Raw genomic sequence first — 25,927 nt, forward strand, 5'->3', positions numbered from 1 at the left:
GCCCCCGCTCGCCGAAAATCACCCCGCGTATTTCGCCGCGTCCTCGTCCGAGATGTCCTCGTTGGAATAGACCGACGATACGTCGTCCTCGGCGTCCAGCGCGTCCAGCAGCTTGAACAGCGTGCCGACCGCGTCGCCGGTGACCGGCACGTCCGACTGCGGCTTCCACACGATGGCGGTGGATTTCGGGTCGCCCAGCACCTTGGACATGGCCTCGGCGACCTCGTTCAGGTCCTCAAAGGCGGTCCAGATCGTGTGGCCCGGCGCGTCCTCGTAGATGTCGGGCTTGACCAGGTCGCTCTCGACGTCCTGGGCGCCGGCCTCGATGGCGGCTTCCATGACTTCGTCTTCGGTGCCGGCCTCGGCCTTGTAGATGATCTGGCCGACCTTATCCCACATGAAGGCGACCGAGTTCATCTCGCTCAGCGCGCCGCCGTTCTTCTTGAACGCCGCGCCGATGTTGGACGCCGCGCGGTTGCGGTTGTCGGTCAGGGCCTCGACGATGATGCCCACGCCGCCCGGACCCCGGCCCTCGTAGCGGACCTCTTCCATCGTATCGACATCGCCGCCCGAGGCCTTGTTGATCGCACGCTGGATCACGTCCTTGGGCAGGCTTTCGGCCTTGGCGTTGTTGACCGCCAGACGCAGGCGCGGGTTCAGCGCCGGATCGGGCATGCCGTTCTTGGCCGCCACGGTGATGTCGCGCGACAGTTTGGAGAACAGCTTGGAGCGCTGCGCATCGGCGCGCCCCTTGCGGTGCATGATGTTCTTGAATTTCGAGTGGCCGGCCATGGGATCGTCTTCGTGCGTTCTGGAACCTGAGCGGGCGGTCATAAAGCCTGATCCGCAGAAGTGGAAGCGCTGCGCGCTTCAACGAGACGGTGAATCAGGCTTCAAGGTTCACTCCAACAGCGTCATCCTGTCACGATGGGTGACAGGGGTGGAACCTCGACCGTTTGCGCGTATTGATCCCCCGCAGACAGACGGAGCGCAGCCATGACCGCAGACGACACCATCTACGAGGCCGAGGGCTTCATGGACGAAGACCTGCACGAGGCCGACATCGTGGAATGGTACGAGGCCCGCCCCGTCACCGTCCCCGCCGCCGTCGCCGCCGGCTCCATCATCGCCGCCTTCACCCTGGGCGCCCTGACCGCCGTCGGCGCCCTGTTCCTCATCGGCCGCCTGGACGACTAGTCGGCCGTCGAATTGCGCGGCACGTCGCGCAGACGCACCTTTTCCAGACTCAAGGCCATTCCGGCGTTGCGACCGGCCAGGGTCGCAACCCGGTATTCAGCCGCCGTGCCCAGGATCAGCGAAGCCTCGGATACGCTCAATCCATAATCCTGCTCCAGCCACTGGATCATGGCGGCTGTCGCAGCCTTCACCGCTTCGTCCATGGATGACGATTGCCCCAGGACCGTGATCCTGTCGGCCGTCTCTATGCGGGGCGCCGCAAGCGGACGCGACGGTAGGATGTCCACGCTGAACTCGACATCCAGCGAGGTCTCAAGCGCCCACTGCGTCGTCTCGCCGTCACCCTGCAGCGCATGGCCATCGCCCAGGAACAGCATGGCGCCCGGCTGGAACACGGGCAGATAGACCGTCGCCCCTTCGCCGATGCCGTTGAAGTCCATATTGCCGCCCCAGCGCCCGCTGTCGCCCGCCGACTGCTCGGCGAAACCAAAGTCCGGCGCGACGCCCAGACCGCCCAACATGGGCCGGACGGGAACGACGTAATTCTCCAGGCGCTCGGGAGGGTTCTCCAACCGCGCTGTGCCGGCCTGTCGATCCAGACGCCAGCGCACCCGTTTCCCCAGGTCCGTCGCGCGCGCCGCCAGGCCCAGAGACATCGCCCGCCCGGTCACCCCATCCAGACTGTCGGCAAAATCGCGGTTCAGCCGAAGCCGCCGGATATGCACCGCCAGCACGTCGCCCGCCTTGGCGCCCGCCACGAAGAAGGGACCCGTCTGGGGATTGCCGTAGAGGGCGACGACATCGCCGTGTTCGTCGATGCCGCCGGAATCGATGGTCCGCGTCGCCACCACATCGCCCGGCCGGATCACCATCGCCGGCGCCAGATCGGCGGTGAAGGTGTTCGAGAACCGCTCCGGCGAATAGGTCCGCCGTCCCGGCGCGCCCGTCGGAATCTCCAGCCGTTGCGCGCGGAACCCGTGGCGCACGCGCGGTCCGACGTTGCTGGTGTCGGGATAGTCGGCCCACCCGCTCAGCACGCCGTCGGCCTGCGTCCCCTCGAACTTGTAAGGCACGCCGTCGCCGTCCGTCGCAGAGAAGACGAGACGATCCCCGTCCTGACGACCCTCCAGAGCCCAGTCGCCGAAGCGGCCCGACAGCACGCCGTCCACCGTATCGAGCGTCAGCAGCGTATGTTCGGCGTTACCCCAACGATCAACGGACATCAGCCAGGTCTGGGGCGCGGCCGCAGCCGGGCTCGCCACGGCCAGAACGGTCAGCCCGATCATCCAATGTCGCATCTTGGCCGCCCTCGTCAGACCTCGATTTCCGAGGCCGAACGAACGCTACCGGGCCAGACATCGCCGCCCTAGTTAAGCTTTGGACAGGCGCCGAGGCGCTTCACCCCGCCCGCAGGTTCTCCACCACCGCCCTCAGCTTGGCCGGCAGCGGCTTGGGCCGGCGCGTTTCGGCGTCGACATAGACATGCACGAAATGGCCGATGGCGGCGGGGACGTCGGCGCTGCGCTTGAACACGGCGAAGCCGTAGGTGACGCTGGACGTGCCGACCTTGTCCACCTTGATCCCGACCTCGATCACGTCGGGGAACTTCAGCGACGAGGTGTAGCGGCAGCCCGAATCCACCACCAGGCCGATGGACTCGTCCAGCGCATTGGCGATCAGCAGATGGGCGTTCACCGCCGAGTCGACGAACTCGTAGAATTTGGCGTTGTTGATGTGCCCGTACTGGTCGTTGTCGGCCCAGCGCGTCGAGACCATGTGAAAGGCCTTGTAGGTCGCGCGGTGGGCCAGGGCGCCCTCGTCTCTTTTCGGCATCGTCGTCTCCCTCGGCGACGCGAACCGTCGCTCTCGATCACGACGCTCTAGCTTGGACGACGTTGCGTCAAGCGCCTATCGGTAGACGCCTGATCACGAACGCGCTGGTCTTTTCGGACATGAGGACAAGAGCATGAGCATCCCGACCCGCGTCGCCGTCCTGTCCCGCATGGGCGCCGCCCACCCCTACGCCGACAGCCGCCCCCTGTCGGTCGAGACCGTGACGCTGGCCCCGCCCGGCCCCGGCGAGGTCCTGGTCGCCATCAAGGCCGCCGGCCTGTGCCATTCGGATCTCAGCGTCATCAACGGCGACCGCCCCCGCCCTCTGCCCATGGCCCTGGGTCACGAGGCCGCCGGCGTGGTCGAGGCCCTGGGCGAAGGCGTCACAGACCTCGTCGTTGGCGACCACGTCGTCATGGTCTTCATGCCCTCGTGCGGTCATTGCGATCCCTGCGCCGGCGGCCGCCCCGCCCTGTGCGAACCCGGCGCCGCCGCCAACGGCAAGGGCGAGCTTCTGTCCGGCGCCCGTCGCCTCTTCCGCGAAGGCGAGCCGGTCAACCACCACCTCGGCTGCTCCGCCTTCGCCGAACGCGCCGTCGTCTCGCGTCGCTCGCTGGTGAAAATCGACCCCGACCTGTCGTTCGAGGAGGCGGCCCTGTTCGGCTGCGCAGTCCTGACCGGCGTCGGGGCCGTGGTGAACACCGCAGGGGTCAAGGCGGGCCAGAGCGTCGTCGTCATCGGCCTGGGCGGCGTCGGCCTCGCCAGCGTCCTGGGCGCCCTGGCCAGCGGCGCCTCCCCCGTCGTCGCCGTCGATCTGTCGCAAGACAAGCTGGCCCTGGCCCGCACCCTCGGCCCCGTCCACACCGTCGACGGCGCCGATGCCGACGCGGTCGATCAGGTCCGCGCCCTGACCAATGGCGGCGCCGACTTCGCCTTCGAAATGGCGGGTTCGGTCCGCGCCCTCGACAACGCCTGGAGGATGACCAAACGCGGAGGAACCACCGTCACCGCCGGCCTGCCGCCCGTCGACGCGGCGCTGGCCGTCGACGTCGTCTCGCTGGTCGCCGAAGAGCGCACGCTGAAGGGCTCCTACATCGGAACCTGCGTCCCCAGCCGCGACATCCCCCGCTACGTCGCCCTCTATCGCCAGGGCCGCCTGCCGGTGGACCGCCTGATGAGCGGCGTCATTCCTCTGGACGACATCAACGCCGGCTTCGACCGCCTGCACGCCGGCGAGGTGGTGCGGCTTGTCGTGACCTTCCCCTGAAGCGGGTGTACAGCCACGTCAGTCCGCAAAGGAAAGCTCCATGGCTACTGAACTCTACAGCCTGACTGTGCCTGTCTTCACCCGGGGTCTGACCGCCCTTTCCGCCATCCTCGACAAGGCCGCCGCCCATGCCGCCGAAACCGGAGCGGACGCCGACGCCCTTCTGGCCTTGCGCCTGATCGGCGACATGAACCCGTTCAGCAAACAGGTTCAGACCGCCTGCGACAGCGCCAAACTGTGCGTCTCACGCCTGTCCGGCGTTGCGGCGCCCGTCATGGACGACAGCGAGGCCACGCTGGATCAGCTCAAGGCCCGCATCCGCGCCACGCTCGACTACCTCGCCTCGGTCCCGCGCGACGCCATCGATGGTCAGGAAGGCCGCGAAGTCGTTCTGACCTTCCCCGGCGGCGAGATGAAATTCCTGGGTCAGGCCTATGTCATCGACTTCGCCCTGCCGAATTTCTACTTCCACCTGACCACCGCCTACGCCCTACTTCGCGCCGACGGCGTCCCGCTGGGCAAGCGCGACTACCTGGGCGGTCGCTAGAGGCCGTCACCGCCCAGCCTGCCGCGCGCGCCGACGCCGCCCTCGTGGCCGAGGAGCGCACGCGTAGGGCTCCGACATCGGAATCTGGATCCCCTGCCGGGTCGCCCTGTACCACCAGAGCCGCTCGCCGGTAGACCGCCTGCACGCCGGCGAGTTGGTGCGGCCGATCCTGAGACCCTGTCGACACCGTAATCTCACCGCCCGGATTCGGCCGCAAATCCCCGATCAGTCTCCGCTCAAGCTTCAGCGGAAATCCTCCATGCGCCCGTCCAGCCGCCCATCCAGCCGCCTGTCCTGCACCGCCGCCGTCGCGGCCCTCGTCCTGTCCCTCAGCGCCCCCGCCTTCGCCCAGAACGCCCCGGTCCAGGACAACGCCGAAATGGCCGCCATCTATGCCGCCGACCAGGCCATCCGCCAGGGCCCGCCGGACCGGTTCCGGGACCGCGCCTTCGTCACCGAAATGCACGCCGCCGACGCGGCCCGTCGCCTCCAGACCCGCGCCCTGCTCGACGCCGATGCGCTTCAGACCGGCGAGGACTACCGCGCCGCCGCCTTTGTCTTCCAGCACGGCTCCACGCCCGAAGACTATCTGCTGGCCCACAGCCTGGCCGTCGCCGCCGTCGCCAAGGGCGCGCCCGAGGGCGCCTGGATCGCCGCCGCCACCTTGGACCGCTATCTGCAGATGACCGACAAGCCCCAGATCTACGGCACCCAGACCCGCAAGACCCGCGACGCCCCGGCCACACTTGAACCCTACGACCGCGCCTTGGTCCCCGACAGCCTACGCACGGCGCTCGGCGTCCCGCCCCAGTCGGAACAGGACGCGCGTCTGGAGCAGGTGAACGCCGCCGCTGCCGCTATCGCAGCATCTGTCGCGGCAGGTCCGGCAACGCCCAAACCTTAGCCCCTCACTCCGCCATCTTCGGCGGGGCGTTCTTCACATACTGGTCCAGCCAGCGGGTCATCTCCCACAGGGTGTGACCCACCGATTCCCGCGCGCGATAGCCGTGCGCCTCAAGCGGCAGGGTGACGTAACGCGCCGTCGCCCCCAGCCCCTTCAGCGCCGCATAGAATCGCTCGGACTGAACCGGGAAGGTGCCGGAGTTGTCGTCCGCCTCGCCATGGATCAGCAGGATCGGCTCGTTCAGCTTGTCCGCATAGGTGAAGGGTGACATCTCGGTATAGACCTCGGTCGCCTCCCAATAGTTGCGCTGCTCCGCCTGGAAGCCGAACGGCGTCAGGGTGCGATTATAGGCCCCCGACCGCGCGATCCCGGTCCGGAACAGGTCGCTGTGCGCCAGCAGGTTCGCGGTCATGAAGGCGCCGTAGCTGTGGCCCCCCACGGCGATCCGGTCGCGATCCGCCACCCCCATCGCCACCACCGCATCGACCGCGGCTTTCGCGTCGGCGACCAGTTGTTCGACATAGGTGTCGTTCGGCTCGGCCCCGTCCTTGCCGATGATGGGCATGGAGGGGTTGTCGAAGATCGCATAGCCTTGCGTCAGCAGGAACAGGTGGCTGGACCCGCCCGGCCGCACGAAGCGGTTCTGCACGTCCACCGTCTGGCCCGCCACGGCCGCATCAGTGAACTCGGCCGGATAGGCCCACATCAGCATCGGCAGCGGCCCGTCGCGATCCTTGTCGTAACCGGCCGGCAGATACAGGGTCCCCGACAGCTTGACCCCGTCGGCCCGATCATAGGTCACCAGCTGGCGCGTGGCCTCGGCCAGTTGCGGCGCCGGATCGGGGAAGTTGGTCAGCTGCGTTGTCTGGCCCGTCGTCAGGTCGCGGATCTGCAGGTTGGGCGGATCCAGCCGCGTCTCGCGCTGCGTCACCACCCGCTTGCCGTCCGCATCCAGGAAGCCGACCACCGCCTCGTAATCCGTATTCGCCGAGGTCCACAGGCGCTGGCTCTCGCCCGTCGCCGGGTCCATGGCGGCCAGGAAGGGGAACTCGCCCTGCGGCGTCGCCCCGGCGCCCGACATCAGGATGCGCCCCTGGGGATCGAACCGGATCACCGACCGCCCCGCCGCATTCGGCTGGGTCACCGGCTGGCCCGGATTGTCGTATCGCGCCTGATAGTTCCGCTCCAGCAGCACCCGACCCTCGCCGGGGTTCGACGGATCGACCACGAACCGCGTCTCGTGCCGGGTGTTGAACCAGCGGCTGTTGACGATGGCCAGGTCGTCGCGCCCCCATACGATCCCGCCGAACCGCTCCTTCAGGTCGATCAGCTTGACCGGCTCGCCCGTGAACGGCGCCGCCTGCATGAAGACCCGGTCCCGGAACTCCGCCTCTCGCTTGATGTCGCCGCCGTCCAGCGCCTCGACCCAGGTCAGCGTCGCCGGCGCGTCGGCCCGCCACCCTACCGAGCGCGGCCCCGGCGCCACGGCGTCGAAGGCCGTCGGCACGTCGTCCCTCAACGGCAGGTCGGCGATGGTCCGCATCACCCGGCCGTTCAGGTCCGTCACCACGATCTCGGTCGGGAACAGGTCGTCCGGCACGACATAGCTATACGGCCGCTTGGCGATCTCATGCAGGATGTACTGGCCATCCGGCGACACGGCGCTGTCCAGATAGACCGCCGGCGCTCCGATCGTCCGTGCACGGCCGTTCAGCGGAACCAGGGTCAGCTGCGACGTGAAATAATGGTCGAACAGAGCCTCGTCGCCGGGGTTCGACAACAGGTCCTGATAGGTCCGCACCGGCGCCACGCGCCCGGCCGTCTCCTCGATGTTCGGCCCCGTCGGCGCCGCCGTCACGTCGGGCGCTGGACCGCGTCCCGCCGGAACCGCCTCGACCAGCAGGCCCGAACTGTCAGGCAGCCACTCATACCCCGACCCGCCCGTCATATTGACCACCGGCTCGGTCAGTTTGCGCGCCCGCGCCGAGGCCACGTCCACCACCCACAGCTCCAACCCCGTCGGCCGATCCAGAACGAAGGCCAGCGACTTCGCATCGGGCGAGAACCGCGCCGCCGTGAACCGCGCACCCGCCGGCAGGGCCACCACGCGCGCCTGCCCGCCATCCACCGCCTGCAACGTCAACCCCGTCAGCCACGACACGCGGCTCTCGGCCATGCCGTTGTTCCTCGGATTGATCCGCGCCCCCGCCAACCGCAGCATGGGCTCTGCCAGAGCCTTGATGCTGGGCAGGTTCGACCGATCCATCAGCACCAGGGTCGCCCGATCCGGGCTCAACATCGACGACGGCGTCGGCTTGGCGTCCAATATATCCGCGATCGGCGCCGGCGGCTGCTGATAGACCGAAACCGCCGGGGCCGCCGTCTGAGCCAGGGCCGCCATCGGCAGGGCCATCGCCGTCGTGGCGAGCAGGACAGCGGCGAACGACGACCGGATACGGTGCGAAGACATCATGTTGGAACCCCACGGAAAACCTGGCGACACCCTAAGGCGCCCATGCCGCCTGACGCCAGCCCGCAACGCCTGAGCAGAACCAATCAAATTCTGACGGTCGTTCCGTCCACGATCACACCTTCGTCCGGGCCTAGGGTCGATGCATCGCCCCCTGCGCAGATCGTCGAGCCGTTCCATGTCCCAGCCCCGCGCCTCCCGCCACGTCCGCTCCCTGCTGACCGCTCCCGTCGTCCACGACAGCGACCTGGGCCGGATCCGGCGTCTGAACGGCGACGACTTCCCCCTGCTGAAAGGCTTGTCGATCAAGCGGCTGCAGCTTGCGCCGGGCGCGATCCGCGAGCCCCACTGGCACGTCAACGCTAACGAGTTGGGCTATTGTGTCGCCGGCGAGCTGCTGCTGACCGTGGTCGATAATGGCAACGTCGTCTCGCGCTTCACCGTCGCGTCGGGCCAGATGTTCTTCGTCGATAACGGGTCCCTGCACGCCATCGAGAACGTCGGCGACATGGACGCCGAACTGATCATCGCCTTCAGCCACGAACGGCCGGAGGACTTCTCCTTCCACGCCTCCATGGGCGCCATGACCGACGCGGTCCTGGGCAACACCTACGACCGCCCGGCCTCCGTCTTCGCCCAGCGCGATCACGACCTGGGCTCGCCCTATCTGATCCGCCGCCCCGGCCCGACCTATGTCCCGCGCGACGCCGCCTTCGCCAATCCGCACCGCTTCGACATCGAGGCCGAAAGCCCGCCCATCGACTTCCCCTACGGTCAGGCTCGCGTCTCGCGCACCCAGTTCTGGCCGGTGCTGAAGAACATCTCGATGTATTCGATCAAGGTGCCCGACGACGGCATGCGCGAGCCCCACTGGCACCCCACCACCGCCGAGATGGGCTATGTCGCCGAGGGTCGCGCCCGCATGTCCATCCTCGACCCCGACGGCTCGCTGGACACCTATCTGCTCCAGGCGGGCGACGTCTATTTCATCCCCCGCGCCTACCCGCACCAGATCGAGGTGCTCAGCGAGCGGATACATTTCCTGATCTTTTTCGACCAGCCGACGCCCGGCGACATCGGCTATCGTCTCGCCGCCTCGGCCCTGCTGCCCGACACCTTGGCCGCCACCCTGGGACGGACCAAAGCGCCGGACATTCCCCTGACCACGGTCGATCCGCTGATCGTGCGCCGGATCAATCCGCTGGACCCGGTCGAGTGAACACGACGGCCCATCCCCTGCCCGGCCTGCTGGTCGCCCTGTCCCTTGCGGCCGGGGCGACCGACGCCTTCGCCTTTCTGGCGCTGAACGGCGTCTTCACCGCCAACATGACCGGCAATCTGATCCTGGTCGCCCTGTTCCAGCGCGCCCATTTCGCCACCACCCTGGCCGGCGCCGGCTGGGCCATCGCGGTCTTCGGCCTGGCTCTCTATGTCGGATTTCGAGCGTCACGCGGCCAGACCGGCGTCCGCTCAGGCTTTGGCCCGCTGATCGGCGCAGCCGTGTTTCAGGCCCTGACCGCAGCCCTGTGGCTGGCGTCGCGCCAGACCCCGGCCCTGCCCATCGTCCTGGTTCTGATCGGCCTGTCCTGCATCGCCATGTCGCTTCAGACCGTCGCCGCCAAACGCATGGGCGCCGACCGCAGCATCTCCACCACCTTCGCCACCGGCACAATGACGGGCCTGGTGCAGGATATCGCAGACGGCGTCCCCGGCGAGCGCGCGCTTCGCCTGGGCATCGTCCTTGCCCTGCCGACCGGCGCCTTGATCGGCGCGGGGCTGATGCAGGTCTCCCCCGCCCTGACGCCTGTCGTCCCGACGCTGGTCCTGATTGCGTGCGTGCTTTGGACCGCGCGTCAGCTCCGCTTAGCCAACAGCGCCTCAATCTCATCCCGCTCCGGCGCCGAGGGCTGAGCTCCCGCGCGCGTCGCCGCCAACGCCCCGGCCGCACAGGCGAACGTCAAGGCCTCGGCCGGGTCCATGCCTTCCAGCAGGGCCACGACGATGGCCGCCACGAAGGCGTCGCCGGCGCCCGTCGCATCGACCGCCTCGACCACGGGCGGGGTGGCCCAGGCCATTTCGACGCCGCGCTGGTACATGGCCGCGCCCTTGGCGCCCTTGGTCACCACCACCCGGCCGCCGCCCCGGTGCAGACCGTCGCCATAGAAGGCGGCCTCGGTCTCGTTGACCACGATCAGGTCGCAGCGGCGCAGCAGCATTTCCGACACTGGCGCGGCGGGCGCCAAGTTGGCGCAGACGAAGCCCGTCGCCCGGCCCACCGCCGCCTCCACCGTCTCGATCGGCACCTCCAGCTGGACGATCAGCGCGCCTTCGATCCGCTGCGGCAGCTGTTCGGGCGTCACGAAATGATTGGCGCCCGCCGCCACCACGATCTGGTTCTCGCCCGTCGGATCGACGGCGATCAGGGCCACGCCCGTCGGCGCCGCCACATCCGTCTCCACCCCCGACAGATCGACGCCCATGTTCGCCATCAGGGCCAGGGCGTCGCCCGACATGGCGTCGTCCCCGACCCGCCCGATCAGGCACACCTCGGCCCCCAGCTTCTCCGCCGCCAGCGCCTGGTTCGCGCCCTTGCCGCCCGGATGCTGCGTCAGCGTCGCCCCCGTCACCGTCTCGCCCGGCGCCGGCAGGCGGGGCGCCGTGGCGACCAGGTCCAGGTTGATCGAGCCGACGACGGTGATCCTCATGCGGCAACCCTCAAGGTCTCCACGATCAGGTCGAACACCCCCTGCCCGTTCGCAGACACCGCCCAGCGATGCCGCGCCGTCGCCGGATCGACCCGGAACTCCACCGCCGTGTGACCGCGCGTCAGTTCCGACGTCGTCTCCACCTCGATCCGGCACGCCCGCGTCTCGAACAGGTCGGGCCTGATCAGCCAGGCGATGGTGCAGGGGTCGTGTAGTGGCGCGGAATCCCAACCGACGACCTCGCGCTCGACCCGCTGCGAGAACCTCAGCATCGACGCCGTCGTCCGCGCCGGCTCGCTGTCGATGGCTTCGATGGCGGCGATCCGGTCTTCGGTCGCGCGCACCTGATGCGTCGCGTCCAGCCCCAGGGCGATCACCTCGCACCCCGATCCGAACACCACCGCCGCCGCGTCCGGGTCGGCCCAGATGTTGAACTCGGCCGACGGCGTGATGTTGCCGCCCTCCGAGCGCGCGCCGCCCATGATCACGACCGGCCCCAGCCAGTCGGCCAGCCGCCGCTCGCGTCGCATCGCCAGGGCCAGATTGGTCATCGGCCCCATGACGGCGACCGCGACCGACCCCTGAGGCCGGCTCATCACCAGGTCGACGATGGCGTTGGCGGCCGGCCCGTCGCCGACGATACCCGTGGGGGTGAACGGCTCCAGATCGCCCAGACCCTCCGGCCCGTGGAACGCCCCCGCCCCCGCCGGAGGGCGCTTCAGCGGCCGTTCGGCGCCGCCATGCACCGGCACGTCCTCGCGCCCGGCGATCTGGCGCACGATCCGCGCATTGCGCTGGGTCAGGGCGCCGGGAACATTTCCCCCCACGGTGGTGACCGCCAGCAGGTTCAGTTGAGGCGCCGCAAAGGCCAGGAACAGCGCCACGGCGTCATCCACGCCGGGGTCGCAATCGATGATAAGGGACTGAATAGACACCCGCTTCGTTTGACGCCCCAAACGCCGGGTAGCAAGCCCCGTTCGGCTTTCGTCAACATCCCCGACGGATGAGATCGGAGGTCAGAGACACGCCCCGACGCACGCCCGCGCCAGCACCTCGGCCGAATCCGTCAGCACCACCGGCGCATCCTCCGCCCGCAGCAGCAACGGCACCTCCGTACATCCCGCGATCAAGGCCTGCGCCCCCGCATCCGCCAACACGCCCGCCAACCGCAACATCCCCGCCCGCGCCGCCTCGCCCAAATCGCCGCGCTTGACCCCATAGACCAACCCCATGAAGGCCTCGCGATCCGCGCCGTCCAGCAGCACCGCCTCCACCCCGCGCGCGTCCAGCGCCGCCTGATAAAGCCGTTCCCCGCCCGGCGTCGCCAGCACCCCAATCCGCTTCGCACCCGCCATGACCGCCGCATCCGCCGTCGCCGCGATCATGTCGATGAAGCTCAGGCCCTGCGCCTCGCACACGGCGCGTATCCCGCCCGCCTGCCCATGGGCGGTGTTGCACGGCATGGCGAACACTTGCGCGCCCGCCGCCGCCAACCGCGCCGCCATCTGACCCAGCACGGCCTCCGCCTCGCCCGGTCGCGTGTTCCGATCCGGCACCTGCGGGTTCAGGTCCATCAAAACCCGTATGTGATCCGCATCCCCCTGCGCCGGCGTCAACGCCTGCACCCGCTCCAGAAACGCCACCGTCGCCGCCGGCCCCATGCCTCCGATCACGCCCAGGATCTTGCTCATGCCTTTGCGCCCTTGCCGTTCGACGGATCACGCTGGGCGAACAGGCGCGTCACCTCGGCCATGTTCTCCACGCCCCATGTGCACAGCGGCACGAGCGCCTGCGCCAGGCTGACGCCCAGCGGCGTCAGCCCATAGTCCACCCGCGGCGGCACCTCCTTGTAGTCGGTGCGCTTCACCAGACCGTCGGATTCCAGCTCCTTCAGATGCTGGATCAACACCTTGTCGCTGACGTCGCGGATCGCCCGTCGCAGCTCGCCGTAACGGGTCGGACCGTCCTGGGCCAGGAAGTACAGGATCAGCGGCTTCCACTTGCCGGACACGACCCGAAGCGTGGCGTCCAGCCCACAGGTGAAACCGGGCAAGGTCGGGGTGCAAACCGACGTCGAGGGCGGAGCCGACACGGGGGCGGCGGAGGTTTCTGGATGATCGAGCGACATTTCTAGGCACTTACCAAATGGTGCATACTTGTCGATAGGTGGGTGGCCCCTCAGCTCAGTGCAACCTCAATGAAGGAGCACATCATGAGCAGGCTACAAGGCAAGACGGCGGTCATCACGGGCGGTGGAACCGGCATAGGACTGGGCGCGGCCAAACGGTTCGTCGAGGAGGGCGCCTTCGTCTATCTCTTCGGACGGCGCCAGGCGCAGCTTGAGGCGGCCGTCGACGCATTGGGTCCGAACGCCCGCGCGATCGTCGGGTCCATTACCGATCCCGCCGACCTCGACCGACTATACTCTACGGTGAAGGCCGAACGGGGCGGGCTCGACATCCTGTTCGCCAACGCTGGGACCGGCGCCTTCGCCGCGCTGGGCGAGATCACGCCCGAACACTACGACCAGACCTTCGACGTCAATGTGAAGGGCACGATCTTCACGGTGCAAAAGGCCTTGCCGCTGATGTCGGTCGGCGGCTCGATCATCCTGACCGGGTCCAGCACAGGCGTCATGGGCACCCCCGCCTTCAGCATCTACAGCGCCACGAAGGCGGCGATCCGCAACCTGGCGCGCAGTTGGGCGCTCGACCTGAAGGGGACCGGCATCCGCGTCAACGTCCTGTCCCCCGGACCGACCACGACCGAACTGGCGACAGAGGTCCTGGGCGAGGAGGGCCTCGCCGCCATCGGCGCCTCCACCGTGCTGGGCCGCATGGGCGATCCCTCGGAGACCGGCGCCGTCGCCGCCTTTCTGGCCTCGTCCGACAGCAGCTTCATGACCGGCGGCGAAGTCTTCGTCGACGGCGGCCTGGCCCAGGTCTGACGCCTCAGGTCCAAGCCGACGCATCGAGGGCTTCGATCATCGGATCGAGGCCCTCGATGCCCACCGCGCCGCCATCTGACCCAGCCCCCGATGACGCCCAGGATCTTGGTCATGCGGCTATTCCAGAAGACGCTTCGGCGTTTCGTCGATAGGCAGGCCACATGTCGCGCGCCTAGCGGACAGCTCCAGTCCGCTACGGGTGGGAAGCTGACGCTGATTTCAGGCGGCTTCGAAACCGGTGTGGTAGGTGACGTCGCCGACGGCGGGTTGGCCGCCTAGAACCAGCGACTGAAAATACTCAGGCGGAACGTGGCCATAGCGAAGAGCGTGGTCGCTGGAGAAACCAAAACGACCGTAATAAGGGGGATCGCCGAGGACGACGCAGCCCTTGGCGCCAAGGCTCGTGAGCTTGTCCAAGCCCGCCTTGATCAGGGCCGAACCGACACCGCCCCCTTGAAGGCCAGGAGAGACCGACACAGGCCCGAGGCCAAACCACCCGATGTCCTGCCCATCAATCAGCACAGGCGAGAAGCCGACATGGCCGATGACCGAACCCTCCAGTTCGGCGACGAGGGACACTGTCAGCGCCCATGCGTCTCTTAACGCGTCAACGATAGCGCCCTCGGTCTGGCTGCTGTGCTCGACCCCGACAAAGGCGGAGTCAGTCAGCGTCCTGATATAGGGTATGTCCTTGGAGGCTTCCGGGCGAATGATCATCGGGCTGATGTCGCGCACCCACCGTGATCCGGCAATCGGCAATGGCCGAGAGGAGCCTATTTCAGTCCTGAGCTTTGCCGCCGAAAGCGGACATTGGCCTCCAGGCCGGAAACCGGTCGCGGTCAGCTAAGGGTGGGAAGCCAACGTCAACCGGCGGGCCAAATCCCAACTTTCCCCAAAAGATCAACGAGGTCGTCCGGCCAGATTTGCTCAGTTGAAGCGGTGATCTCGTCCGATGACCACCAGCGATGGTCAGCCATCACCTCACGTTCAAAGTCTGTCCAATGGGCATCGGAGATTTCCGAAGTCGCCGCACGAACAAGGAAGTAGTGCTCGTCGCCCAATACGATCTCTCCATCCGGCATCTCGAATGTCACTTGCCGTCGATGCACTTCGGAACCGGGCTCAATGTCTCTGAGGCCGGTCTCCTCCATGAGCTCTCGTCGAGCGGCATCTTCGAAGGTTTCACCGACCTCCAACCCGCCGCCGGGGGTAGCCCAGAAGACCCGACCTGCGAGTGGTCCATTCTTGTGATCGAACCTGAACAATAGTAGCCGACCACCCGGATCGATGATGAGGAGCCGAGAAGAGGGACGTGTTCGCATGTCGCGGCTTTGCCAGAGTTCTGGCGGATGAGGAATGTCCGCAATGGGTCGATTTCAGTCCTAGGCTTCGCCGCCGAAAGCGGACATTGGTTTCCAGGCCGGGAAGCGGACGCGGTCGATGTAAGCTAAGGGTGGCTAGCGGACGCGGGCTTAACCAGACTAAGCGTTGCTAGTGGCGTCGCTGAAGATTCTTACGAAGTTTCCGCCCACGATCTTGTCGATGTCCAAAGCGACGTAACCTCTTCGGTCCAGAGCCTGGGCCAGCACCGTCATCCGATCCGGGCCATCCATGTCTGCGCAGGTCACGTGGCCGTTGAGGGGCTCGGCTCCGGGCCGCCCCATATTCCTGGCCTGATACTCGGCCAACCGGGCGACCTTGCTGGCTTGAGGGCTGTCGTCGCCCATTGCCGGTTGATCGCTGCCGAAGCCTGCAACTTCAACGCCGCCGATGTTCACCACGTGGTCGATGTGATCCACGACATCTTCGACGGAGGAGGTATCGCGGTCCGTGAGCCAGCGGCTCATCATGAAGACGCCGAAGAAGCCTCCTTTGTCCGCAAGAGCCCGGATCGCTTCGTCGGTCTTATTGCGCATACTGGAGTTCAGCGCGCGGCAACCCGCATGGGTGATGGCGATCGGTCCGTTGGATAGGCCAATTGCCTCGATGGTCGTTCGGTCGCTGCAGTGGGATAGGTCGATCAGCCCACCCAGACGACCCATCTCTTCCACGACCCGGGCACCGAGCAGTGACAAGCCGCCGTCGTGAGGCTCTATGAAACCGTCGCCCGCAGCGGTTCTCTCGTTGTGGGTCAACTGGAGAATTCTAAGCCCGGAAGCATGCATCGTCCTCAAATTTTCGAGGTTTTGATCGGAATATGAGATCACCGATGGCCCCAGGACCGATGCGTCTTGGCAGGCAATCACAACGCCCAACTTGTTGTCCGCACGAGCCTTTTGAAAGTCTTGGCCGTTGCGAATAAGGTGTAGAGCCGTACCCGCCTCGCCCACGCGAGCAGTCCACGCCGCCAGAGCTTCCGTAGCTTGGGGCAGCGCGCGGGGAAAAATTGTTAGATCCAGAACGAGAGCATCCATCTTGGCGGCTAGGACTTCAGGACCATCAACCGATCCTGCTCCTCCAATCGCCAACGCATCCACGACATACCGTCCTGAGAGCGAGGTCTGCGCAACCGCAGTGCCGAAGTTGAGCATCGCCGCGCCTCCGACAAGAGAGTACATCATTTCACGTCGGTTCATGCGGGAAGCCCTCCAAAGCCGAAGCTTTGAGATGGTTGTCCAGGGAACACGAGTTAAATTGCCGTAACGCGGACAGTTGAGAACGCCCTTGGTGGGACGGCCGCCAAACCTTCTGAATCGCCAAAAGCGCAGGCCCGAACATGTGCTATGGGTCGGTTTGCGAAGTTAGCGCTTGGCCCAAAAAGGGGACCCCACGCCTCTGCATCATCTGATGGGGCTCATTGGCGATCCTTTCCCCGCCGGGCGCGGCGCCTTTCGACAAGGACAGTGACCACCACGACGACCAGCCCGGATACGAGAAACAGAACGCCGACCCACGTGGAGTAGGACAGGACCTGAAGCCAGTCGGTTCCGGTCACAGGGTCTCTCCTATCCGCCGCGACCGATCCGATACGGCCCCGCCCGCGTCGCCAAGCTGCGACCTTTCCAGCTCAGGCGCACCAGCCCGTCGCTCACCATCTGATCGACCGCCGCGTGAACCTCCGGCATCGCCTCCCGCCAGTCCCCGTCCGGGCCAGCCAAAGCCCGCGCCACCTCGCTGGGGCAGACGGTCGCGCCCTCCGCACGGGCGGCCAACAACGCCAGCGTCGCCTCGCGCGCATCCACCCCGCTCGCCGCCGCCTACAGCGCCCCCTCGATCTCGCTCTGATAGCCGAACAAGCCCTGCGCCCCACCGGTGTGCAGGAACACGACCGTCTCGCCCCGGAACTGTCCCGCCCGCGCCAGGGCGATCAGCCCCTTCATCGCCTTGCCGGAATAGACCGGGTCCAGCACGATCCCGTCCAGACGCGCGGCCAGGGTCAGGGCGTCGATCACCCCCTGGTCGATCAGGCCGTAACCGTCGCCGACATAGTCGCAATCGGCGACCACCTGCTCGCGTTTCACCCGCCCCGGCTGGCCCAGCAGGGCGGCCGTTTCCTCGGCCAGTTTGAAGACGTTCGCCTCTTGCTTCTCCCTGGGCGCGCGCACCCCGATGCCCAGCACCGGAATGTCCGCCCCCATGACCGCCAGCCCGGCGACCAGGCCGGCATGGGTGCCCGCGCTGCCCGTCGCCGTCACGATCCGGTGGACCTCCAGGTCCATCTCGTCGGCCTGGACCACGATCTCGCGCGCGCAATCGACATAGCCCAAGGCTCCAATCGGGTTCGAACCGCCGCCGGGGATGACATAGGGTTTGCCGCCCCGCGCCCGCACGGCCTCCGCCGTCGTCTCCAACTCGGCGACCATGTCCGTCCCGCCCGGCACGGTGCGCAGGGTCGCCCCGAACAGTCGGTCCAGCAGCACGTTTCCGTTGCCGACATAGTCCGTCGCCTTGGACCCCGTTCGCTCTTCCAGAATGATCTCGCAGGCCAGGCCGTGCGCGGCCGCCGCCGCTGCGGTTTGCCGCACATGGTTCGACTGCACCGCCCCTTGCGTCACCAGCGTATCGGCGTCCTGCCCGAACGCCGCGCCCAGCAGGAACTCCAGCTTGCGCGTCTTGTTGCCCCCGCCCGCCAACCCCGTGCAGTCGTCGCGCTTGATCCACAGGTCCACGCCCAGCTCCTCGGACAGCCGAGGCAGCGGTTCCAGCGGCGTCGGCAGATGGGCCAGACGGATGCGGGCGAAACGGGCGAGATGCATGGGGGACGGCTCCTGTTCGCCCATTCAATACCCGCTTCCCTCTCCCGTCGGGAGAGGGCTTGAGCGCACGAGAGCGTCAGCGATCGTCCTGGCGCGAAAGGGTGAGGGGCACGGTGTATCCGACATGCGGAGCCAAAGCCGAACGCCAGGCGTTGCCGCCGCATGACCGCCGCCGCACCGCTTCTGGATCTGGGACGAGAGCGCGCCTACGTCCGCGACCTCGGCCGCGCCTTCGCGGGCGCTCTGGTCTTCAACATCCCGCTCCTGATGACGATGGAGATGTGGGAGCAGGGTGTGGTCATGGACCGCTGGCGCCTGCTGACCTTCATCGTCGCCGGCCTGCCCCTGCTCTATGGCCTGTCCTATTACGCGGGCTTTTCAAAGCGGCGCGGGCTAATCAACGACGCGCTGGACACCGCCGTCGCGCTGGCGGTCGGCTTCGTCACCGCCTCGGTCCTGCTGATCCTGTTCGGCGTGGTCGAGTGGGACGCCCCGCCGCGCGAGGCCCTGGGCATGGTCGCGCTTCAGGCCATCCCCGGCGCCATGGGCGCGCTCCTGGCCCGCCGTCAGCTCAGCGGAGAGGGCGGCGGCGACACCGACGAAGATCAGGCCTCCTATTTCGGTGAACTGTTCCTGATGACCGTCGGCGCCCTGTTCTTTGCGTTGAACATCGCCCCGACGGAGGAGATGATCCTGATCGCCTACAAGGCGACGCCCGTCCACATCCTGGCCCTGATCGCCGTGTCGATCCTGCTGCTGCACCTGATCGTCTTCAAGGCCGGCTTCGCTGGCCAGGAAGAGGCCGACCACCCGCTCAAGGCCTTCTTCCACTTCACCGTGCCGGGCTACGCCATCGCCCTGGCGGTCAGCCTGTTCGCCCTGTTCCTGTTCGGCCGGATCGAGGGCCATTCCGTTGCGGGAGTGGTCCAGACCATGATCGTCCTGGGCTTTCCCGCCTCGATCGGCGCCGCCGCCGCCCGCCTGTTGGTCTGAGGTCCATGCCGAGAAAACCCGCCTCGAAAGCCCCGCCGTCCGGTCATCCGTTGCTGCAATGGGCCATGGCCGCCCTGGGCGCCGTCATCACCTTGACCGCCATCGCCATCGTCGTGTGGGAGGCTGTGCAACCGACGGCCCCGCCCGCCCTCAGCGCCCGCATCGTCGCCGTCCAGTCCACGGCCGCCGGTCACGTCGCGACTGTCCGTGTACAGAACGATGGCGACGAAACCGCCGCCGCCGTCGATATCGAGGGCGTGCTGGGCGACCAGACGACGACCGCCAGCCTCGACTATGTGCCGGGCCACGGCCACGCCAAGGCCTACCTGCGTTTCGACGCCGATCCGCGCGCGGCGTCGGTTTCGGTCAAGGGCTGGTCGGCGCCCTAGGCCTGGGTTATGGTCCCTCGTTCTCCGGGGGGTCGCAAGCGAGCGGCTGAGATAGAGGTTTCTCCTCTGACCCGTCGAACCTGATCCGGGTCATGCCGGCGAAGGGATGGGAAACGCTTACGGGTCCGCGCGACAGGACCGTTCCGCCCGACGTCGGCAGACCTCAACCGTTTGAGGCCGCCATGAACATCCAAGTCACCCCGCCCGCCCTGCCCGAAGAGCCCAATGTCGAGCTGGCTCTGAAAGACGCGCGCGACGAAGTCATGCGCGAGACCGGAACCATCCCCACCGGCGAACGGGCCGGCAGCCGCAAGGTCTATGTCGCCGGCGAGCTCTATCCCGACATCCGCGTCCCCTTCCGCGAGGTCGCCGTCCACCCCAGCGCCAACGAGCCGCCGGTGACCATCTATGACAGTTCCGGCCCCTACACAGACCCGACCGTGACCATCGACATCAAGCGCGGCCTGCCCCTGGTCAAGTCTAGCTGGCAGCTGGATCGCGGCGACATCGCCCCTGTCGCCAATCCCCGCGAGGTCAAGCCCGAGGACAACGGCCACGCCAGCGGCAAGAACCTCGCCCCCCGCTTCGACGTCTCGAACCACAAGGTGTTCAAGGGCGTCGAGGGCCGCCCGACGACCCAGTACGAATACGCCAAGGCCGGGATCACCACCCCCGAGATGGAATATGTCGCCATCCGCGAGAACCTGCGCCGCGAACAGTCCGCGCCCTGCATCCGTGATGGCGAAGACTTCGGCGCCTCGATCCCCGACTTCGTGACGCCCGAGTTCGTCCGGCAAGAGATCGCCCGCGGCCGCGCCATCATCCCGCACAACATCAACCACCCCGAGGTCGAGCCGATGATCATCGGCCGCAACTTCCTGGTGAAGATCAATGCGAACATCGGCAACTCCGCCGTCCTGTCCAGCGTGGACGACGAGGTCGACAAACTGGTCTGGGCCACCCGCTGGGGCGCCGACAACGTCATGGACCTGTCGACCGGCCGCAACATCCACAACATCCGCGACTGGATCATCCGCAACTCGTCCGTCCCCATCGGCACCGTCCCCATCTATCAGGCGTTGGAGAAGGTGAACGGCATAGCCGAGGACCTGACGTGGGAGGTGTTCCGCGACACCCTGATCGAACAGGCGGAACAGGGCGTGGACTATTTCACCATCCACGCGGGCGTGCGCCTGCCCTTCGTGCCGATGACGGCCAAACGCGTCACCGGCATCGTCTCGCGCGGCGGCTCCATCATGGCCAAATGGTGCCTGTCCCACCACAAGGAGAGCTTCCTCTACGAGCATTTCGAGGACATCTGCGACATCATGCGCGCCTATGACGTCAGCTTCTCATTGGGCGACGGCCTGCGCCCCGGCTCCATCGCCGACGCCAATGACGAGGCCCAGTTCGCCGAGCTGCGCACCCTGGGCGAACTGACCAAGATCGCCTGGGCCAAGGGCTGCCAGGTCATGATCGAAGGCCCCGGCCATGTGCCGATGCACAAGATCAAGGCCAATATGGATGAGCAGCTGAAACACTGCCACGAGGCGCCCTTCTATACGCTTGGCCCGCTGACCACCGACATCGCCCCCGGCTATGACCACATCACATCGGCCATCGGCGCGGCCATGATCGGCTGGTTCGGCACGGCCATGCTCTGCTACGTCACGCCCAAGGAGCATCTGGGCCTGCCCGACCGTCAGGACGTCAAGGACGGCGTCATCACCTACAAGATCGCCGCCCACGCCGCCGACCTGGCCAAGGGCCACCCCGCCGCCCGCCTGCACGACGACGCCCTGTCGCGCGCCCGGTTCGAGTTCCGCTGGGAAGACCAGTTCAACTTAGGCCTCGACCCCGAAACCGCCCGCAAATACCACGACGCCACCCTGCCCAAGGAAGCCCACAAGACCGCCCACTTCTGCTCCATGTGCGGCCCCAAGTTCTGCAGCATGAAGATCAGCCAGGACATCCGCCGCGACGCCCAGGCCCAGAACGATGCGGGCGGTTCGCTGACGGAGGCGGAGGCCGGCATGGCCGAGATGAGCGCGAAGTTCCGGGCCGGGGGCGGGGTGGTGGAGGTGAAGGTGAAGGTGTGACTACTTATCTCCAACGTCGACCTTTTTGACCGAAGAGGCCTTCCGCAAGTGCGAATCCACATCTACGGTTGCAATCAAGCTGGATTGTTCAGATTTGTATTTTGGTTGCGAAACTGCGACCGCCTTCATTCTACGGTAGAAAGAGGCGCAGCCGCGATGGTCCGTATTTGCCGATCCCGGTTCGCCATGGGTTGATGCCCACGAGGTTGAATTCTGAACTCTCCAGCCCAAACTTTTTTGTTTCCGGCTCTGTCGCTGGCAAATATATCGAGTGTGCGGCAGCTAGCGCTGCTTCTTAATGTCGATTACGGCAAGACACTTTCATTTGCTCTGTACAGAGCAAATCAAACTTCTGCATACCGCGCTTTCTCAATTCCTAAGAGGGATGGAAGCGAGCGAATAATCACGGCTCCAAAACGGGCCAGAAAGTCTTTGCAGCAATCGTTATTACCACTCTTGGAGCAACTTTATGATCCCGCTCCATGCGTTCACGGGGCGGTAAAGGGAAGGTCAGTAAAAACAAATGCTGCGCCGCATGTTGCTCGACGCTATATATTGAACGTAGATATCGACGATTTTTTTCCAACTATACACTTCAAACGAGTAGTAGGAATTCTTTCATCTTCTCGTTATGGCGTTCACCCTACGGTCGCTACCGCAGTTGCCCAAATTTGTTGCCATCAAGGCCGGCTACCCACTGGAGCGCCTACGTCTCCGATTCTTGCCAACATGGTCTGTGGCAAGCTGGATTCGGCGTTACTGCGCTTAGCGAAAAAAAATAAGCTTCGATACACCAGATATTATGACGATATTACTTTATCGTCGTCCACATCAGGACATCTAACGGCAGCGACCGGCATTGACTTGAGCAGCGACCATATTGCACACGGCGCGGATAGACTGTCAGATGAATTCAAAGATATATTTACGAACAACGGATTTTCTATAAATTCGAAAAAGGTGTGGGGGACGACTCGGAAAGTTCGGCAGCAGGTTACAGGGTTAGTTGTAAATAAAAAGCATAACGTCCCTATTGCTTTTGTACGAAGCACTAGAGCTATGATTCATTCGATAGAGAAAATGGGGATCAAGTCGGCTCAAGAAAAATTTCTTAGGTCTAGAAAAGATAACGACTCTCTTGATTTAGAATCTCATATTTCGGGTCGATTAGCGTACATTGGCTATATCACGGACTACGGACTTAGATACACGACATTAGCCAAACGGTTTATGGCAGTGAGTCAAGGCACAAAACTACCCTTGCCTCTCTTAGAAAGAGAAAGGTCGGTCTATGTCGCCGTTAGTAAACCAGGAAATGAACAAGCTACCGCTTTTCATGTTGGGCATGGATTTTTTGTTACGGCCGCACACCTTGTGGATCCGAATAAAAAGCCTATTTTCATATTGGTACACTCGCCCGATTATTACGAGTCACCGATTGCCACTAAAATTGTTCACATAAATTATGCTACGGATGTGGCCCTGCTAAAAAATGTGGGAGCTGTCGCTGTAAACGACCGACCTGCAATCAAGCTTACTAGCCGCCAGTCATCCCGTGGCGATCAAGTTGAAGCATATGGCTTTGAAAATTATATACCCGGTAACAAGCTGGGTGTTGTAAAAACTGAAATCTCTTCAGTGCGCCAACTCGATGGTCAAACTCGCCATTCTGTTAGCGCTCCTTGGCCGCACGGCATGAGCGGAGGCCCTGTCTTTGATACCCAAGGCGTTTTTCTAGGAATCGTTTTCAGCGGACCTTTGTATGGTGAAAAAATTTCGCCATACGGCACTGCATTTACGCCTTCAAATCTCTTCGCTGCCGAGCTTGAGCAGTGGCTAATAGATCAAGCGAGTTGATAAGCGTACTGCGTCCGAAATGAACACGCTCTTCGACCGAGAAACCGTTCTGAAGGCCGGACGCGACGCCGCCCGGATCGCGCGCGAAGGCACGCGCGAGGAGCAGTCCGGCAAGTTCCTGCCGCCGCCCGGCTGGAAGGGGCATCTGGTCACCGCCGCCGACGCCCCGGCTGCGCCGAAGAAGAAGCGGGCCTGACTAATCCTCCCCCATCGGGGGAGGAGTAGTCAGGCCCGCTTCTTCTTCGGCGCAGCCGGGGCGTCGGCGGCGGTGACCAGATGCCCCTTCCAGCCGGGCGGCGGCAGGAACTTGCCGGACTGCTCCTCGCGCGTGCCTTCGCGCGCGATCCGGGCGGCGTCNGGCAGGGGGCATGTTGTATAGGAAGGACGCCTTTTCCCTCCCCCACCGGGAGAGGGAAAAGGCGTCCTTCCTATACAACATGCCCCCTGCCGCCCCGTTGAAATCCCTCGGCTTTCGGGAAATCGACGGCCTCTACCCTATCACGGTTCGGGACGGCCTTAGACTGGGGGCGCGTCCTGGGATCGGGCGTGGGCGACAGCCGGGGGACGGGATGGACGACGATCAGGCCTATGACGACGGCGAGGGCGGCGGGTTCGATGGGCCGCGAGACCCGCTTTACGATGCGGCCACGCAGCAGGGGCTGGATCAGATCCGCGTCCTGCGCGCGGCGGGTCTGGAACAGGCGTATCGCGACGCGCTTCACCTGGACTGCTCGGCCGAGGCCGAGGTGCGGTTCTGGCGCACGCACGGCCTACCGATGCATCTGTTGCGGCTGCCGGCGCTCGCTGCCTCCGACGCCGTCGCGCGCGACGCCGACCGGGTCCGCAATCGCGGTTATCGCCGCCTGTCGAAAGAGGCCTGGCAGGCGGCAGGCGAGGCCTATCTGGAGGGCGCCACGGCCGAGGAGGTCAGCGCACGTTACGGCATGGGGGTCAGCACCTTTCGCGCCCGCGCCAGGGACGAAGGCTGGCGGCGCGAGGATCAGGACGATCCCACGCCCCTGCCTATGGATGGGCCGTTCGACCTGCCGTTCGAGACGGCGCAGGGCCTGCCCGACTTTGCAGAGATGGCGGCCCACGCCCTGGTGCGGATGGGCCGGGCGGTCCAGGCCGGGCGCGCGATGGAGGCGGCGCGTTGGGTGCGGCTGCACGCCCATCTGACCCGCCTGGCGCGCGAGGCGGAGCCGCCTGCTCCCCCGTCCGCTGCAAGGCCCGAGCCCAAACCGAAAGAACCCGACATGGCCGAGCGCGCCACGGCCGTCGCCCAGGAGATCGGCGTCATCGCCCTGGAGGCCGCCGCCCTGACGCCCGGCGACTATGCCGGCCGCGACGCCCTGATGGCCCGGATGGACGCGCTGGACGACCTGAAACCGCCCCCGATTTCAGACGAATTGCACCATTCAGACGGTGTTTTTTCGCAAGGGGCGTCTGAAACCGACCCGCCGTGATTTTCTTTCGTCATCCTCCGGGCCGCGCAGCGGAACCGGGGGACCCAGCGGCGCCGTCAGGCGAAATCCATCCGCCTAACCGACCTCGGAACACCTGTTCCGCGACAGGTTCGCGCTCCCGCGCGCCTCCCCCGTTCCCGCTTGCGGGCCGGAGGATGACGAAGCGTCCCCCGGTCTGCGCCGCTGCGCGGCTTGCCGGAGGATGACGAAAGGGAGGCCTAAACCTCCGACGCCATCTTCCTCAGCGCCTCTTCGAACACCGACGCCGGCTGGCCGCCGCTGATCAGGTATTTGCCCTCCACCACCACGGCGGGGACCGAAGTGATGCCGCGCGAGCGCCACAGCTCCTCTGACGCCCGCACCGCCTGGGCGTAGCGGCCCGAGGCCAGCACCTCGCCCGCCTCGGCCCGGTCCAGCCCGGCGGCTTCGGCGGCGGTGGTCAGGACCCCGGCGTCGGTCAGGTTGCGGTTCTCGGTGAAGTGGGCGGTGAACAGCGCCTGTTTCAGGGCCTTCTGCTTGTCGGGCGCCGTCTCGTGCGCCCAGTGCAGCAGGCGGTGGGCGTCGAAGGTGTTCCAGATGCGGCTGTCGTCGGTCATCCGCATGTCGAAGCCGGCCTCGGCGGCCCGCTCGCGGATCATGGCGCGGTTGGCGGCGGACTGCTCGGGGCTCGCGCCGTATTTGCGGCCGATATGCTCGACGATGTTTTCGCCCTCGGGCGCGATCTGGGGGTTCAGCTCGAACGGCTGAAACGCGATGTCGGCGGCGATCCCCTCGCTCTTGAGGGCGTCCAGCGCCGTCTCCAGCCCGCCCAGGCCCACGACGCACCAGGGACAGACCACGTCGGAAACGAAGTCGATCTTCAGGGTCTTTGTCGGAACGGCTTGGGTCATGGCGGCGGCCTTCTGGAACAGCGTGTGTTGCGAAGGATATGGGAAGCATGACCACGAACGCCAGACCGTCTCCTCCCCACTTTGTGGGGAGGGGGACCCCGAAGGGGTGGTGGGGCTCTTTGACGTCCCATCGACACCGGGGATGCGGTGAGAACCCCTCCGTCACG

At 65.9% G+C, this 25,927-nt stretch carries 27 protein-coding genes and 1 riboswitch; of the genes, 13 read left to right on the top strand and 14 right to left on the bottom strand.

What is annotated here, in order from left to right; translation table 11 throughout:
• Window positions 1–18: 18 nt before the first annotated feature.
• Window positions 19–792: a YebC/PmpR family DNA-binding transcriptional regulator gene (locus CHRYSEO8AT_RS03755; RefSeq protein WP_159846450.1), complete on the bottom strand. Its 774-nt coding sequence runs from the start codon at window positions 790–792 to the stop codon at window positions 19–21.
• A 204-nt stretch (window positions 793–996) separates the two neighbouring features.
• On the opposite strand from CHRYSEO8AT_RS03755, the gene CHRYSEO8AT_RS03760 reads away from it, so the two are divergent.
• Window positions 997–1,197 carry a hypothetical protein gene (locus CHRYSEO8AT_RS03760; protein ID WP_159846453.1) on the top strand — a complete coding sequence of 67 codons (201 nt, stop codon included), beginning with the start codon at window positions 997–999 and terminating at the stop codon, window positions 1,195–1,197.
• Here CHRYSEO8AT_RS03760 and CHRYSEO8AT_RS03765 read toward each other — a convergent pair.
• On the bottom strand, window positions 1,194–2,483 hold the full coding sequence (locus CHRYSEO8AT_RS03765) for an acetamidase/formamidase family protein (protein WP_236547411.1): 1,290 nt from the start codon (window positions 2,481–2,483) through the stop codon (window positions 1,194–1,196). The genes CHRYSEO8AT_RS03760 and CHRYSEO8AT_RS03765 overlap by 4 nt on opposite strands.
• A 112-nt stretch (window positions 2,484–2,595) precedes the next feature.
• Window positions 2,596–3,030: a thioesterase family protein gene (locus tag CHRYSEO8AT_RS03770; protein ID WP_159846459.1), complete on the bottom strand. Its 435-nt coding sequence runs from the start codon at window positions 3,028–3,030 to the stop codon at window positions 2,596–2,598.
• Window positions 3,031–3,163: 133 nt separating this feature from the next.
• On the opposite strand from CHRYSEO8AT_RS03770, the gene CHRYSEO8AT_RS03775 reads away from it, so the two are divergent.
• The 3 genes from CHRYSEO8AT_RS03775 to CHRYSEO8AT_RS03785 all read left to right on the top strand — a co-directional run bounded on the left by CHRYSEO8AT_RS03775 (window position 3,164) and on the right by CHRYSEO8AT_RS03785 (window position 5,748).
• Window positions 3,164–4,297 (top strand): zinc-dependent alcohol dehydrogenase family protein, encoded by a 1,134-nt coding sequence (locus tag CHRYSEO8AT_RS03775; RefSeq protein ID WP_159846462.1) that lies wholly within the window; start codon window positions 3,164–3,166, stop codon window positions 4,295–4,297.
• 40 nt (window positions 4,298–4,337) lie between these two features.
• Window positions 4,338–4,844, top strand: coding sequence for a DUF1993 family protein (locus CHRYSEO8AT_RS03780; RefSeq protein WP_159846465.1), 507 nt, complete (start codon window positions 4,338–4,340; stop codon window positions 4,842–4,844).
• 259 nt (window positions 4,845–5,103) lie between these two features.
• Window positions 5,104–5,748, top strand: a complete 645-nt coding sequence (locus tag CHRYSEO8AT_RS03785) for a hypothetical protein (protein ID WP_159846468.1) — start codon at window positions 5,104–5,106, stop codon at window positions 5,746–5,748.
• Between the two features lie 4 nt (window positions 5,749–5,752).
• On the opposite strand, the gene CHRYSEO8AT_RS03790 is transcribed toward CHRYSEO8AT_RS03785, so the two are convergent.
• Entirely contained in the window at window positions 5,753–8,221 is a 2,469-nt protein-coding gene (locus tag CHRYSEO8AT_RS03790) for a prolyl oligopeptidase family serine peptidase (protein WP_236547412.1), read from the bottom strand.
• Window positions 8,222–8,396: 175 nt separating this feature from the next.
• Here CHRYSEO8AT_RS03790 and CHRYSEO8AT_RS03795 point away from each other — a divergent pair, with 175 nt between their 5' ends.
• Complete coding sequence (locus CHRYSEO8AT_RS03795; RefSeq protein ID WP_159846471.1) at window positions 8,397–9,437, top strand: cupin domain-containing protein; 1,041 nt, start codon at window positions 8,397–8,399, stop codon at window positions 9,435–9,437.
• The gene (locus CHRYSEO8AT_RS03800) at window positions 9,434–10,129 is read left to right on the top strand and encodes a YoaK family protein (protein WP_159846474.1); all 696 of its coding nucleotides are present in this window, start codon (window positions 9,434–9,436) and stop codon (window positions 10,127–10,129) included. The genes CHRYSEO8AT_RS03795 and CHRYSEO8AT_RS03800 overlap by 4 nt, the downstream gene beginning before the upstream one ends.
• Here the strand turns inward: CHRYSEO8AT_RS03800 and CHRYSEO8AT_RS03805 are convergent.
• The 4 genes from CHRYSEO8AT_RS03805 to CHRYSEO8AT_RS03820 form a co-directional block, all read right to left on the bottom strand.
• Entirely contained in the window at window positions 10,072–10,923 is an 852-nt protein-coding gene (locus CHRYSEO8AT_RS03805; protein ID WP_159846477.1) for a ribokinase, read from the bottom strand. The genes CHRYSEO8AT_RS03800 and CHRYSEO8AT_RS03805 overlap by 58 nt on opposite strands.
• A complete protein-coding gene (locus tag CHRYSEO8AT_RS03810) occupies window positions 10,920–11,858 on the bottom strand; it encodes a nucleoside hydrolase (protein ID WP_159846480.1) in 939 nt (312 codons plus the stop codon). Before CHRYSEO8AT_RS03810 ends, CHRYSEO8AT_RS03805 begins: the two co-directional genes overlap by 4 nt.
• Window positions 11,859–11,939: 81 nt before the next feature.
• Window positions 11,940–12,614 (bottom strand): aspartate/glutamate racemase family protein, encoded by a 675-nt coding sequence (locus CHRYSEO8AT_RS03815; protein ID WP_159846483.1) that lies wholly within the window; start codon window positions 12,612–12,614, stop codon window positions 11,940–11,942.
• Complete coding sequence (locus CHRYSEO8AT_RS03820) at window positions 12,611–13,051, bottom strand: helix-turn-helix domain-containing protein (protein WP_201304350.1); 441 nt, start codon at window positions 13,049–13,051, stop codon at window positions 12,611–12,613. The genes CHRYSEO8AT_RS03815 and CHRYSEO8AT_RS03820 overlap by 4 nt, the downstream gene beginning before the upstream one ends.
• An 84-nt stretch (window positions 13,052–13,135) precedes the next feature.
• Between CHRYSEO8AT_RS03820 and CHRYSEO8AT_RS03825 the strand changes: the two genes are divergently transcribed.
• Window positions 13,136–13,870, top strand: a complete 735-nt coding sequence (locus CHRYSEO8AT_RS03825) for an SDR family NAD(P)-dependent oxidoreductase (protein WP_201304351.1) — start codon at window positions 13,136–13,138, stop codon at window positions 13,868–13,870.
• Window positions 13,871–14,089: 219 nt separating this feature from the next.
• Here the strand turns inward: CHRYSEO8AT_RS03825 and CHRYSEO8AT_RS03830 are convergent, their stop codons facing one another.
• The 5 genes from CHRYSEO8AT_RS03830 to CHRYSEO8AT_RS03850 form a co-directional block, all read right to left on the bottom strand.
• On the bottom strand, window positions 14,090–14,605 hold the full coding sequence (locus CHRYSEO8AT_RS03830; protein ID WP_236547413.1) for a GNAT family N-acetyltransferase: 516 nt from the start codon (window positions 14,603–14,605) through the stop codon (window positions 14,090–14,092).
• A 128-nt stretch (window positions 14,606–14,733) separates the two neighbouring features.
• Window positions 14,734–15,192: an NUDIX hydrolase gene (locus tag CHRYSEO8AT_RS03835; protein ID WP_159846489.1), complete on the bottom strand. Its 459-nt coding sequence runs from the start codon at window positions 15,190–15,192 to the stop codon at window positions 14,734–14,736.
• Between the two features lie 159 nt (window positions 15,193–15,351).
• Window positions 15,352–16,446 (bottom strand): dipeptidase, encoded by a 1,095-nt coding sequence (locus CHRYSEO8AT_RS03840; RefSeq protein ID WP_159846492.1) that lies wholly within the window; start codon window positions 16,444–16,446, stop codon window positions 15,352–15,354.
• Between the two features lie 369 nt (window positions 16,447–16,815).
• Window positions 16,816–17,052: a DUF3253 domain-containing protein gene (locus tag CHRYSEO8AT_RS03845; RefSeq protein WP_159846495.1), complete on the bottom strand. Its 237-nt coding sequence runs from the start codon at window positions 17,050–17,052 to the stop codon at window positions 16,816–16,818.
• 15 nt (window positions 17,053–17,067) lie between these two features.
• Window positions 17,068–18,066 (bottom strand): D-cysteine desulfhydrase, encoded by a 999-nt coding sequence (locus CHRYSEO8AT_RS03850; protein ID WP_159846498.1) that lies wholly within the window; start codon window positions 18,064–18,066, stop codon window positions 17,068–17,070.
• Between the two features lie 162 nt (window positions 18,067–18,228).
• Between CHRYSEO8AT_RS03850 and CHRYSEO8AT_RS03855 the strand changes: the two genes are divergently transcribed.
• The 6 genes from CHRYSEO8AT_RS03855 (at window position 18,229) to CHRYSEO8AT_RS03880 (ending at window position 24,870) form a co-directional block, all read left to right on the top strand.
• Window positions 18,229–19,059 (top strand): TIGR02587 family membrane protein, encoded by an 831-nt coding sequence (locus tag CHRYSEO8AT_RS03855; protein ID WP_159846501.1) that lies wholly within the window; start codon window positions 18,229–18,231, stop codon window positions 19,057–19,059.
• Window positions 19,060–19,064: 5 nt separating this feature from the next.
• Window positions 19,065–19,448: a hypothetical protein gene (locus tag CHRYSEO8AT_RS03860; RefSeq protein WP_236547415.1), complete on the top strand. Its 384-nt coding sequence runs from the start codon at window positions 19,065–19,067 to the stop codon at window positions 19,446–19,448.
• Window positions 19,449–19,463: 15 nt separating this feature from the next.
• Window positions 19,464–19,573, top strand: a riboswitch (TPP riboswitch).
• A 138-nt stretch (window positions 19,574–19,711) separates the two neighbouring features.
• Window positions 19,712–21,547, top strand: a complete 1,836-nt coding sequence (thiC, locus tag CHRYSEO8AT_RS03865) for a phosphomethylpyrimidine synthase ThiC (protein WP_370514248.1) — start codon at window positions 19,712–19,714, stop codon at window positions 21,545–21,547.
• Window positions 21,548–21,820: 273 nt separating this feature from the next.
• Window positions 21,821–23,404 carry a reverse transcriptase domain-containing protein gene (locus CHRYSEO8AT_RS03870; protein ID WP_159846507.1) on the top strand — a complete coding sequence of 528 codons (1,584 nt, stop codon included), beginning with the start codon at window positions 21,821–21,823 and terminating at the stop codon, window positions 23,402–23,404.
• A gap of 19 nt (window positions 23,405–23,423) precedes the next feature.
• A complete protein-coding gene (locus tag CHRYSEO8AT_RS03875; RefSeq protein ID WP_159846510.1) occupies window positions 23,424–23,600 on the top strand; it encodes a hypothetical protein in 177 nt (58 codons plus the stop codon).
• A gap of 373 nt (window positions 23,601–23,973) precedes the next feature.
• Window positions 23,974–24,870, top strand: a complete 897-nt coding sequence (locus CHRYSEO8AT_RS03880; protein WP_159846513.1) for a hypothetical protein — start codon at window positions 23,974–23,976, stop codon at window positions 24,868–24,870.
• A gap of 218 nt (window positions 24,871–25,088) precedes the next feature.
• Here CHRYSEO8AT_RS03880 and CHRYSEO8AT_RS03885 read toward each other — a convergent pair whose 3' ends face one another.
• The gene (locus tag CHRYSEO8AT_RS03885; protein ID WP_159846516.1) at window positions 25,089–25,760 is read right to left on the bottom strand and encodes a DsbA family oxidoreductase; all 672 of its coding nucleotides are present in this window, start codon (window positions 25,758–25,760) and stop codon (window positions 25,089–25,091) included.
• Window positions 25,761–25,927: the final 167 nt, after the last annotated feature.

The organism is Brevundimonas sp. G8, from assembly GCF_902506205.1.
GTDB lineage: Bacteria > Pseudomonadota > Alphaproteobacteria > Caulobacterales > Caulobacteraceae > Brevundimonas.